The organism is Allobosea sp. P1_A7, assembly GCF_056406775.1.
Genome location: NZ_JBFTZN010000197.1, coordinates 1 through 11,081, shown reverse-complemented (window position 1 = coordinate 11,081; position 11,081 = coordinate 1). Strand labels below are relative to the sequence as shown.

Annotated in this window: 14 protein-coding genes; 4 read left to right on the top strand and 10 right to left on the bottom strand. The window is 64.6% G+C overall.

Annotation, left to right across the window (positions count from 1 at the left end):
- The first annotated feature begins 181 nt into the window (after nt 1–181).
- A complete protein-coding gene (locus tag AC1D34_RS26690; protein ID WP_441492280.1) occupies nt 182–373 on the top strand; it encodes a DUF3008 family protein in 192 nt (63 codons plus the stop codon).
- Between the two features lie 87 nt (nt 374–460).
- Here AC1D34_RS26690 and AC1D34_RS26685 read toward each other — a convergent pair whose 3' ends face one another.
- The 3 genes from AC1D34_RS26685 to AC1D34_RS26675 form a co-directional block, all read right to left on the bottom strand.
- On the bottom strand, nt 461–724 hold the full coding sequence (locus tag AC1D34_RS26685; RefSeq protein ID WP_476825825.1) for a hypothetical protein: 264 nt from the start codon (nt 722–724) through the stop codon (nt 461–463).
- 108 nt (nt 725–832) lie between these two features.
- Nucleotides 833–1,045: a hypothetical protein gene (locus AC1D34_RS26680; protein WP_476825824.1), complete on the bottom strand. Its 213-nt coding sequence runs from the start codon at nt 1,043–1,045 to the stop codon at nt 833–835.
- Between the two features lie 68 nt (nt 1,046–1,113).
- Complete coding sequence (locus AC1D34_RS26675) at nt 1,114–1,374, bottom strand: hypothetical protein (RefSeq protein WP_476825823.1); 261 nt, start codon at nt 1,372–1,374, stop codon at nt 1,114–1,116.
- 131 nt (nt 1,375–1,505) lie between these two features.
- Between AC1D34_RS26675 and AC1D34_RS26670 the strand changes: the two genes are divergently transcribed.
- Nucleotides 1,506–2,834 (top strand): PQQ-dependent sugar dehydrogenase, encoded by a 1,329-nt coding sequence (locus tag AC1D34_RS26670; protein ID WP_476825822.1) that lies wholly within the window; start codon nt 1,506–1,508, stop codon nt 2,832–2,834.
- A 94-nt stretch (nt 2,835–2,928) separates the two neighbouring features.
- Here AC1D34_RS26670 and AC1D34_RS26665 read toward each other — a convergent pair whose 3' ends face one another.
- Nucleotides 2,929–3,357, bottom strand: coding sequence for a DUF1236 domain-containing protein (locus AC1D34_RS26665; protein ID WP_441492275.1), 429 nt, complete (start codon nt 3,355–3,357; stop codon nt 2,929–2,931).
- A gap of 274 nt (nt 3,358–3,631) precedes the next feature.
- Here AC1D34_RS26665 and AC1D34_RS26660 point away from each other — a divergent pair, with 274 nt between their 5' ends.
- Nucleotides 3,632–4,108: a hypothetical protein gene (locus AC1D34_RS26660; RefSeq protein WP_441492274.1), complete on the top strand. Its 477-nt coding sequence runs from the start codon at nt 3,632–3,634 to the stop codon at nt 4,106–4,108.
- Between the two features lie 122 nt (nt 4,109–4,230).
- Here the strand turns inward: AC1D34_RS26660 and map are convergent, their stop codons facing one another.
- A complete protein-coding gene (map, locus tag AC1D34_RS26655) occupies nt 4,231–5,031 on the bottom strand; it encodes a type I methionyl aminopeptidase (protein ID WP_476825821.1) in 801 nt (266 codons plus the stop codon).
- Nucleotides 5,028–5,240 (bottom strand): ParD-like family protein, encoded by a 213-nt coding sequence (locus AC1D34_RS26650; protein ID WP_441492272.1) that lies wholly within the window; start codon nt 5,238–5,240, stop codon nt 5,028–5,030. The genes map and AC1D34_RS26650 overlap by 4 nt, the downstream gene beginning before the upstream one ends.
- 298 nt (nt 5,241–5,538) lie before the next feature.
- Between AC1D34_RS26650 and AC1D34_RS26645 the strand changes: the two genes are divergently transcribed.
- On the top strand, nt 5,539–5,781 hold the full coding sequence (locus AC1D34_RS26645; RefSeq protein WP_441492271.1) for a hypothetical protein: 243 nt from the start codon (nt 5,539–5,541) through the stop codon (nt 5,779–5,781).
- A 481-nt stretch (nt 5,782–6,262) separates the two neighbouring features.
- Here AC1D34_RS26645 and AC1D34_RS26640 read toward each other — a convergent pair whose 3' ends face one another.
- The 4 genes from AC1D34_RS26640 to AC1D34_RS26625 all read right to left on the bottom strand — a co-directional run bounded on the left by AC1D34_RS26640 (nt 6,263) and on the right by AC1D34_RS26625 (nt 10,886).
- A complete protein-coding gene (locus tag AC1D34_RS26640; RefSeq protein WP_441506830.1) occupies nt 6,263–6,919 on the bottom strand; it encodes a DUF1345 domain-containing protein in 657 nt (218 codons plus the stop codon).
- Between the two features lie 153 nt (nt 6,920–7,072).
- On the bottom strand, nt 7,073–8,692 hold the full coding sequence (locus AC1D34_RS26635; RefSeq protein WP_476825820.1) for an OpgD/OpgG family glucan biosynthesis protein: 1,620 nt from the start codon (nt 8,690–8,692) through the stop codon (nt 7,073–7,075).
- A 156-nt stretch (nt 8,693–8,848) separates the two neighbouring features.
- Nucleotides 8,849–9,772, bottom strand: coding sequence for a hypothetical protein (locus AC1D34_RS26630; RefSeq protein ID WP_476825819.1), 924 nt, complete (start codon nt 9,770–9,772; stop codon nt 8,849–8,851).
- A 199-nt stretch (nt 9,773–9,971) separates the two neighbouring features.
- Complete coding sequence (locus tag AC1D34_RS26625; RefSeq protein ID WP_476825818.1) at nt 9,972–10,886, bottom strand: LysR family transcriptional regulator; 915 nt, start codon at nt 10,884–10,886, stop codon at nt 9,972–9,974.
- Between the last annotated feature and the right edge of the window lie 195 nt (nt 10,887–11,081).

Here is an 11,081-nt window from a genome sequence, read left to right as displayed (position 1 = left end):
GTGTCTTGGGACTCAGAGATCTTGGGGTCTCTGGGAGATGCCGGGATAACCCGCAGCGTCAGCAGTTGTTCCCGCCATGTCCCCTGCGGGCGCGCCAGAGCCTCAGCATCGCTCAGCYGGCCGGGAACGCAGACGCAGCCCGGCAGTTGATCTCGGTCCGACCTTTCAAAGGAGGTGCATCATGCCGGCGAAATCCAAAGCCCAGCAGAAGGCCGCGGGAGCGGCGCTCGCCGCCAAGCGCGGCGAGATCAAAACCAGCGAGCTGAAGGGCGCGTCGAAATCGATGGCGAAGTCGATGACCGAAGAGGAGCTGCACGACATGGCTTCGACCAAGCGCAAGGGCAAACCCGAGCACGTATCCAAGGCGCACTGAACCTCGCCCCGGCGCCCGGGTGCTTGCATGCCGATGGCCGCCTGGCGTGAATGCGGGGGACGGTCGAGCGAGCACTGACGCCTGCGGTCAGCGGCTGTCACCCGTGCTTCGTGGGAGCCTTGGCGCGTTCGCCGCCGTGGCGTCGAATTGCTGAACGGCCCGCTCCGCGAGCTGGCCGGCTCCGCCGGCATCCCAGAGCCCGACCACGATATAGCCGAGGCGTTCCCGTTGGATGGACGTTCTCTGTCGATCGATCTCGCCGCGTGCGTCGATCTGGCCCCACGCGGTCTCGAACGCCGCAACGATGACGGCGACCTCTTCTGGCGTGGCGACAATCGAGCGGAACGGCATCGACCTTCCCCTCGACGAGAAGTGAGCGCGCCGCCCCCCTCAAATGCAAGTGCAAATAGTGACGCGGGCTTCGCCTCCGCCTCCTTGAATGGCGGGGCGCCGGCGGCCTCAGCGGGACCGCGCGGGTGCGCGCCTGGCGCCCCGTCCGCGCCGGTCCATGGCGAGCTTGGCCAGCACGCAACCGAACACCGCGATCATCAGGGGCGGCGTCCGCAACCGCGCGATCAGGAACCCGAGCGGAACGGCAAACTGCTTGGGGTACTTTCCTTCTGCAATGTCGCGAGCCAGCCATAACCCGACGAGATGAACGAGGGCGCGCATGCATTTTCCCTTCTGCAAACCATGAGACGACCGCACCAGGACAGTCTCGCCCTGTGCGTTGAACGGCGTTACTGCCGCCGCTGACGGGGCGCACCCGGCTTCGCCGGGCTCTGGACGGCAATCGGATCGCTCGCCGGAAACGTCTCCTTCAGCGCCTGGTCGAGCCGCTGATCTGCCGTGACTTCGCGCTCGGCCTGGCGTTGCGCGTGTTGCTCCTTACGGAGGCTCTCAATCGCCGGGTTCGTGTCTGGGCGCATCGCTCGTCTCCATTTCGGTGTCATCGCCGACAGGCGTCCAGGGGTAACGTCGCGCGGTTTGATCCGTTCCACTTCGATCTCAGTCGAGGACGCGGCCCGGGGCCGTCGTGAACCAAGCCATCGCGAACAAAGTGACGGGGTTTGACGTTCACCCCATGATGCGGGCGGGCAGTGCTTCCCGCAGCCAGGGAGGAGAACCGCATATGGCGATCAAGCGCCCCGTCATGCTCATCGCCAGCGTCGCGGCCTCGGCGCTCATGCTCGCCGCTTGCGACAGTCGCTCCACCCTGCCCGAGGAGGCGGGCTACGGCCCCAACCCGACTTTGCCCGAGCCCAGGACGACATGGTTTCCCACCGTGAAGATCGCCGATGCGATCGGTTGGAAGCTGGGGGAGAAGCCGACCACGCCCAGCGGCGGCCAGGTGAGCACATTCGCCAGCGGGTTGCAGCATCCGCGCTGGCTCTACGAGCTCCCCAATGGCGATGTGCTCGTGGCCGAAAGCGACGCGCCACCGAAGCCGGCGGAGAAGAGCGGCGGCATCCGCGGCTGGGTGCAGGGCGTCTTCATGAAGAAGGCCGGATCGCAGACGCTCAGCGCCAACCGGATCATGCTGCTGCGGGACGGTGACGGCGACGGCGTCGCCGAGACGAAGAGCGTCTTCCTGGAGAACCTCAACTCGCCATTCGGCATGGCCCTGATCGGCGACCAACTCTACATCGCCAATGCCGATGCGCTTGTCCGCGTCCCCTACCGGCAAGGCGAAACCAGAAGCGCGGGCGCGCCGGTGAAGGTCGCCGACCTGCCCGCCGGCCGGAACCACCATTGGACGAAGAGCCTGACCGCCAGCGCGGACGGCTCGAAGCTCTATGTCGGCGTCGGTTCGAACTCCAATGTCGCCGAAAACGGCTTGGACGAGGAGGAGCGGCGCGCGGCCGTGCTCGAGATCGACCCGGCGACGGGGGCGACGCAGCTCTTTGCGACGGGCTTGCGCAACCCTGTCGGGATCGACTGGAACCCCGTGACCAGGGAACTCTGGGTGGCGGTCAACGAGCGCGACGAGATCGGCGACGACCTGGTGCCGGACTACATGACCTCGGTGAAGCGTGGCGGCTTCTATGGCTGGCCCTACAGCTATTATGGCCAGCATCTGGACAGGCGCGTCGAGCCCCAGAAGCCGGAACTGGTCGCCAAGGCGATCAAGCCGGATTACGCTCTGGGTTCACATACCGCCTCCCTCGGGCTGGGCTTCGTGCCGCCGGGCCGCCTCGGGCCGCGCTATCAGGGCGGCGCCTTCATCGGCCAGCACGGTTCATGGAACCGCTCGCGCCCGGTCGGCTACCGCGTGATCTTCGTCCCCTTCAGCGATGGCAAGCCAGCCGGGATGCCCCAGGAGATCCTCACCGGGTTCCTGAACGAGAAGGGCGAGGCACGGGGGCGGCCCGTCGGCGTGCTGGTCGACCGGCTGGGCGGCCTGCTGGTTGCCGACGATGTCGGCAATACGGTCTGGCGGGTTGCCCTGCCGGGAGGCTGATTGCGACAGGGACGAGGGCCGCTTGCCCAGGTCGAGCTTCAGTCACAAGGAAAGGCCCGCCATCGATGGCGGGCCTTTCCCGTCTATCCGCCGATCATTCGATGATCTGTACGATCCTGCGGGTCTTCGGCTCGACCAGCACCGTCTGATCGTTCACGACGGTGTAGCGATACTGGGTCTTGCCGAAACGCTCCGGGACCTCTCGATAGGTGACGGTTTGGGGAAGCGTCGCTCCGACGACGACCTTCTCGCGATAGGCCACCGACGGCACCTTCTGCTCCGTCACATAAGTGCGGAACTCGGAGCGCCGGTCGGCCGCGATGCCGCCGACGATCGCCCCCGCCGCAGCGCCACCGACAGCCCCGACGGCCGCTCCGGCCGGCCCGCCGACAATGGCTCCACCAACGGCTCCGGTTCCCGCGCCGGCAGCGGCGCCACCGGCCGCACCAGCATTGGGTTGCTGCGCCGACACGGCCATAGGCAAGGCAACCAGCGCAGCCACAAGGACAATCTTCCTGATCATAGTCGATCTCCTGTTAGCCCCCGGCCGATGAAGGGAACAATCTGTTAAGCCATTGGTTCCATGAACAATTATTCAGGAACGGGGTTTTCGACCGGGGAATCTCGGGCGGTCTTGCGGCGGGGTAGCGGCAGGGTCGGCGCCGCTTTCCTGCGGTAGCGGGCAACAAAGGTCGTCCTGCCTTAAGGTTACGATCATGCCGTGATTGAGTATCGGCCAGCCAGCAGGCGCATTACGTTGAGGCTGGCTATCGTGAAACGAGCGCCCGGGAACGACAATGATCTCGCTGACACTGTCTGACGGATCTCAGGTTCAGGTGCTGGCGCGCCGGGTCGCCCGGATCAGGCGGGCTGTTCCCGGTGATGGCGACCCGTTGGCCAAGACCCGCATCGACTGCGTCGATGTGCTGCTGGTGATCGAGCTGCCGGACTATGTCGCCGCTGTGGTCGGCGAGAAACTGCCGACACTCGCCGAACTTGCGCTGCCGGACGGATCGCCGGTCTGGTTCGACGCCGAAAAGGCATCAGGCCCGCTTCCACTCGATTCCAGACACCAAGGGGATGGAATCCTGTCCTCGCTTCACATCAGCGGCAAGCGGCAGTTCGTCGGCAATTCCCATGAAGACGTTGCCGAGGTGATCTCCTGCGCCGGCGGCGCCGCGCTCCCGATCCCGAGGGCGCGCCTGTTCGGCAAGGCGATCGATCTCGTTCACTCCTTGCGCGACATCCGATCCCAGGAGAGAGAATGGGACTAGGCGCAAGGGGACCTGAACCCGAGCGACCGCGGATCCCAGCATGATGCGGCAGGCGATCCGACCGATCCGCCTTCGACGACCAGATAAGATCACGCAGGACGGCGCTTCCGCGCGCTGCCGGATCAGCCGACCGCCGCCAGCGCACGCCGCTTCATTGGCCCTGCGCCTTGTTCGTCGGGACGGAGCGTCAGAACCGAGACGCCGGACGCTGTCACGGCAACGGTGTGCTCGAACTGAGCCGACAGCGAGCCGTCTCTCGTCACGACAGTCCAGCCGTCAGCCTCTGTCTTCACGCTCCCTCGACCGCGGTTGAGCATCGGCTCGATCGTGAAAACCATGCCCTCGCGGAGGGCGAGGCCGGTTCCCGGCTTTCCGAAATGCAAGACCTGCGGCTCCTCGTGCATCTCCCGGCCGATGCCGTGACCGCAATACTCGCGCACCACCGAATAACCGCTCCGCTTGGCATGTCGCTCGATCGCCCAGCCGATATCTCCGAGCCGCGCACCCGGCCGAACCGCCTTGATGCCCATCCACATCGCTTCATAGGTGGTCTGGACCAGCCTCCTGGCGGCTGGTTTCACCTCGCCGACGAAATAGGTTTTGCTGGAATCCGCGATATAGCCGTTCTTCTCGAGCGTGATGTCGAAATTGACGATGTCCCCGTCCCGAAGCACGGTCGATTGCGAGGGAACACCGTGGCAAACGACATCGTTCACCGAAGCATTCAACACAAAATCATAGCCATACTGGCCCTTGCTCGCAGGTCGGGCCTGGAGATCGTGGACGATGAAGTGCTCGACCAGTTCATTGACCTGAAGTGTCGACAGGCCGGCGAGCGCGGTTCGATCCAGCATCCCGAACACGGAGGCCAGTAACCTCCCGGATTCGGCCAGCAATGCCAGCTCGCGAGGCTGCTTTGTCATGCGTCAGTCTCGGCGAGCGGCTGAGCCTTGACGCCTGCGGCATTCAGCTCGCGCTCGATGATCTCAGTGAAGCTGAGCCCCGGATTGGTCTCGCAGAGCATGCCGAGCTTGATCCAGTAGGCAGCCTGCGCATTGATCGACCGAAACGATACCTTGCTCGCCCGGCGCAGCTGATCGTGCAGGTCGTCATCGATGTTCACGATGCCCATCGGAGTCTCCATATACGTTTCATATATGGATCGTATATATGTCGAGGATACGAAAGCCAAGGGGCGGCATCGCAAGCGCCCGGTGCGAACCGCCTGACACTGGTCCCGAGAATGCATGGCCTATCGTACAGCGTGGCATGACCGCCGCCAGGCAGGCCGTCTGGAAGGTCCCGCGCCCAAATATCAGGATCGACTTTGGTCGGATGACGCATCCGACGAGTTGTGAGACCCTCAGCGTCACCGATGGCCTCAGTATGGATTCATAATTCTCCTTCAGCCGAACGGGGCGGGACAAGAGGTGACGATCAATCCTTGGCTCATGGCGGAACAGTTCGAGTCCGTGAACTGCACGGTTGCTGTCTGGACGGGTGAGAGTCCGACGGCAACCTTCACCGGCATACGCGCGGCTGCGCGCTATGCAAACGCAGCCTTTCTGGGTGGCGCAATCGTGGAGATCATCATCGATCACACCAATGGTTGCGCCATCATCATCCGGGATGACGACCTGATCGCGCTGCTCGAATACGCTGCCTTCAACTAGGGCAGCCGCGGCGGATACGGGAGAGTTGTCGCCACGGTATCTCGCTCTGGATCGGCCCTCACTTCTGCGCGCTCCAGCGACCAACGCTTGAGGCAGCCGTCGCTCGCGTCTTTGCGCAAAGCACATCATTCAGAAAAAAATGCCGGCCAGCGCAGCGGCCAAGGCCGCGCCGACCGGCTTGCCCGCGATGGGAGGGGAAAGCGAGCAATGCGAGATTAGCGCGCTTCATGACCAAGAGAACAGCAACAAATGCAATATCGCCATGCGTTCATTATTTCAAAATTAGAAGCAATTCTGAGATTGCCGCTACGATACCGTGATGTAATCGACCGCCTGTCTACTTTGAAAACCGCCTCCCGCGGCGCCCCTCCCCCAACCGTTCTTGACCATCAGGCCGCCTCTTCCATTGCGGCGGTCCGATTGACCGTCATGCTGCGGGGAATGCGCCATGGGCACTCCGGAGAGCCAGCCCGGACCGGCCTCAGGACCCCGACAGCAGCGAGGCGCCGACATTGATGCCGAAGGCCAGGATAGTGGTGTTGAAGAAGAACGAGAGGATGGAATGGGCGAGCACGATCGTCCTGACCTCGCGTGTGGTGACGCCGACATCCGATGTCTGCGACGTGCAACCGATCGTGTAGGAGAAATAGAGGAAATCGACATAGTCGGGCTCGCCCTTGCCCGGAAAATCCAGGCCGCCCTCGGCACCGTCATCGCTGTAGAAATCATGGGCGTAGTGCAGCGAGAAGAAGGCATGCACCAGCGCCCATGAGCTGAGGATGGTCACGGCGCCCAGTGCCAGGTGCAGTGTCTTTTCGTCGGGCGGCACGGTCTTCAGGCCGGCGAGCTGAATGCCGATGGCCGCGACGCTCGCGGCGGCCGCCAGGCAGGCGATGATCAGGATGGCGAGCGCGCCTTCATCCTGCTCGGCGGCACGCGCCCTGATCTGCTCGACGGTCTCGCCGAAGATCATCGTCGTCAGCAGGCCGAGATAGAGGATTGCGCCCGCGTCCCACGCCACCAGAAGCCGCGTCACCCAGCCCCAGTCGCGCGGCAGCACGATCGTCAGCAACATCACCGCCACCAGCGCAATCAGAAGGCGGGGCCGAATGAGCAGGGATTGTGGGAGGAGCTTCATCGGATCTCACGCCTGCAGGCCAATGACCCTGTCCAGGACGGAGCGATGCCGGTCAGATCATCGGGCGGGATAGCGCATCCAGACCGATGATCCAGCCCCTCATGTTTGCGCCGGCTTTCCAAAGAACCGCAATCCACATTTCGGGCAGAAGCTCTAATCCCGAGTGACCACATGGCCTGGCGCATCTCGGACAGCAGGGGCAGGAACCGACCAAGACTGCGTCCACGTCTCGGAGAGGGTGCGGTTTCGCGACTTGAGATAGACGCGCAAGTCGGCAGTTTGCCCTACTGGCAAGGTCGCGTCGAGGATGACACGAAAGCCTTTCGCGGCGGGATTGGCGGCGATGATGGTATGGGCGATCGAACCGGCGGTCGTCGAGGCGACGACCTCGACACGCTTGGGGTCGCTCACGAAATACGCCAGATCGCCATCGCCAAAATCGATGATGAACCGCTGCTTGCCCATTCCGTCGGCATCGGGCTCCCGGATGTCCCAACCGCTGAAGCTGTTGCGGACCTGCGCCATGGCATGGAGCTCGTTGGTCGTCGACAAGGCGGTGATCCGATAGGTGAACTCACTGGCCTTGCCGATGTCGAGCGGCCGCGCCGGCGTCCAGCACGCCACGATATTGTCGAATGCCTCGTTGTTGGTCGGTATCTCGATCAGGTCGACCCGGCCCTMGCCCCAGTCACCGATGGGTTCGACCCAATATCCCGGACGTGCGTGATAATGCGCTTCCAGGTCCTGGTAATGTCCATATTCGCGGTCGCGCTGCATCAGGCCGAAGCCTCGCGGATCGCGGTCGCCAAAACTGGAGATCCGCAGGCTCGCGGGATTGCGGATCGGCCGCCAGATCCATTCTCCGGAGCCGTTCTGCATCAACAGCCCATCGGAATCGTGAATTTCGGGCCGGAAATCGGTTCGGTGTCCAAGGTCGCCTTCCCCCGCAAGGAACATCGAGGTCAGCGGCGCGATGCCGATGCGCGGGATCTCCACGCGCGGCACGAGGGTAGCCGTGACCGACATCGCAGTCGTACGGCCAGGCGAAACGACATAGCGGAACGCGCCCGCCACGGACGGGGAATCCAGCAGGGCGTAGATCACCAGATCGAGGCTGTCTGCCCTCGGCTCTTCCAGCCAAAGCGCACGGAAAAAGGGAAACTCCTCAGGCTGCTTGCCGCCGACGTCGATCGCAAGCGAGCGCGCGGAAAGCCCGTAACGGTGGCCCCGCCCGATCAGCCTGAAATAGCTCGCCCCCAGAAACGAAATCACCTCATCCTGGATTTTGGGATCGTTGAGGGTGGTCGTCACCGCAAACCCGGCAAACCCGAGCGACGGCGAAAGCTGCTTGGGCACCGGCACCTTGCCGTATTCGAACAGGCTCGTCGTGAACGGGATCGGGATGGCGTTGCCCTCCTTCACCACATGCAACTGCACCGGCTTGTCGTGCAGAAAGCCGAGATGGAACGGGAGCAGGCGGAAATCGGAACCGCTCTCCTGCCACAAGGCCTTTTCCCGCCGGAAACGGATCTCGCGATAGCTGTCATAGGTCAGCTTCGACAACTCCGACGGGATCGTCAGGCCACCGGAATCGAAGGGCCGCTCGCCCAGAATGCGCGCCTGCGCGACGACGTCGTCGAAACCAAAACGGGCAGCCCCTGGTTGGGGCGCTGGTGCGGCAAGCGAAGGCTGCCCTCTCGCAAGCAAGGCGGTTGCGATCAGCGTCGCGAGAGCGGAGCGGCKGGTGTGGAAATGGCTTTCGCCTGAATTCATGAGTGTTCGGCTCGACGGTGATTGGGTAGGAGCCTAACCCCGGCCTGCCTCCTTATGTTCCGCAGGTCCAATGAACGAGGGCGTGCAATCTCCTGAACGATGTCCGCTTGGCCTGGCCCTGACGACCCAGGCAAGCGGAATGCCATAACGCATTGCCTATACAGGCTTCTCTTCCTGCCTTCCCTGCATCTGCCGCTGCCTGCGTGTCGCCTGTGCGCGCTCAAGCGATCTCGCCTTTCGTCGGGCGTCCCGTAACTCCTCGATGGTCGGCTGCCACCAGCCCCGGGCAAGCTCCGCCCCACTCGCGGGCTGCCGCGCCGGCCATGTCCGCACCAGCTCGTCATGGCCGGGCCTGCGCCAGCTTGCCCAGACGAAATCGCCGGTCGCGCCGGCACTCCAGAGGTAATGCTGGTGCAGGCTTTCCTCGTCGACCAGCTCCCCCGTGACCTCGGTGAAGACGAGCGCGCCGGCATGAGACATCAATGGGCGGTCGCCGGGCGGGAGCTGATCGGCAAGGACCGGATAGCGATGGCGCTGCCGCTCCCTGGATTTCGCGCGCAACGCGTGGTGCTCTGCCGAGCCCTTCAACTCGTCTCGCCGCCGCTTCCGCTCGACCGGCTCGGCGCGGCGGGCGGCCTCCTCGATCGCCGGCCAACGGCGCCGCAGTTCCTCCAGCGAGCGATAGGGAATGCGCCAGAGCCTTTCCTCGCCGTCCCACCAGGCCCAGGGCACGGCGCGCAATTCCGCGACGACGGTCCTGGAATAGGGCGTACGGACCATCAGATCCTCTGCCGGGACGAGATAGTCGCTCACGATCGGATCGAATGCGAAGGCGTCCCTGCCGCGCGCATCGGCATGCGCGAGCACGCCGGAAAGTTCCCGCTGCAGCCAGCGATCGAGCCGCCTTTCGGCCGTGCTCCCTGGCACGAACCAGGCACGGCGATCATCGCGCCAGCGCGCCCGGGGAAAGGCCGCGCGGAAGCGCTCGACCAGCGCCGTGTCATAGGGAAAAGACGCGGTCGCCCCAGCCCTGTCCTCGCCGGCCGGTTCGACGGTGATGCTCTCTAGCGGGGATGGCATCGTCGATCCGCCCTTGTCCTCGAGCAGACGCCTGCCGCGTTCACTCGACCTTCAAACCTGCACCGGGACCTGGCGCCGCACCAGAGCCTGTCGCTCACCCGCCCGAACGGTTCCCGACCGCTGGATACCAGCTCGGCGTTGGAGGCAACGTCGACCGATGCGACATTGTTCAATCGGAGGGGGCCAGCTCCGAGCCCTCTCACTCCGCACAGACCGGAAGATCAGCGAGCCGGGCGCGAAGACGCGGGGCGGCCCAATCCAGGAACGCGCGGGCCTTGACGGGCAACTGCCCCTGGGCAGCATAGACGAGCTGGACCGGGATCGGCTCCGGCGCGAAGGCTTCGAGCAACGGCACGAGCGCGCCTGAGCGCAACTCGTCGACGATTTGATAGGACAGCACCCGGGCCACACCGAGACCGGCCACGGCGGCCTCGACCGCCGCTTCCGTCGAGTTGACGGCGAGCCGCGTGCGCGGCTCCACCGAGAGCGCTTCTGTGTCACCACGGTAGCGCCATTCCGGGGAGGTCGAGAAGCCTTTGAACGTGATGCCGTCATGCGCGCGCAGGTCCTCGGGGACGGCGGGACGACCGTGGCGAGCCAGATAGCCCGGGCTGGCACATATCACGCGCCTGACCTCGCCGACGCGCGTCGCCATCAGGCTGCTGTCCGCGAGATGACCCAGCCGCACGCCGATATCCAGATGCTCCTCCAGCAGATTGACGTGGCGGTCGATCAGGAACAGACGCAGGTCGATCCTTGCATATTCAGCCAGGAATTCGGCCGCGACGGGGAGCACGTGGCGCCGCCCGAGGACGACGGGCGCCGTGACGGAGAGTTCGCCGCGCGGTTCGCTGTATTCGCCTGCTGCCGCCCGTTCCGCCTCCTCGACCTGTTCCAGGATTCGCCTGGACGCGGCGACATAGTCGCGGCCCGCATCCGTCAGCGCGACCCGCCGGCTGGTGCGGACGAGAAGACGGGTTCCAAGGTGCTGTTCGAGATCGGCCACCTTCCGGCTGACCGTGGTGAGCGGCGAGCGCAGACGGCGCGCTCCAGCCGAGAGGCTGCCCTCCTCGACGACGGCGAGAAGTACCGACATCGCGTCGAAGCGATCCATTCCATCCTCCCGAATTTCGGGAGGAAACGTCCCGATTTCTCTGAATAGCTCAGTTTCAATGAAGGCTCTAGCATCCTCTTCAATCCCGCGAGGGTCGCGCCTGACGGCTGCCCTCGCAGCTTAGGAGACTTCAATGACCGCCTTATCCCGCCGGGCCTTCTCCCTCTCCGTCCCCGCCCTTGCCCTCCCCGCCCT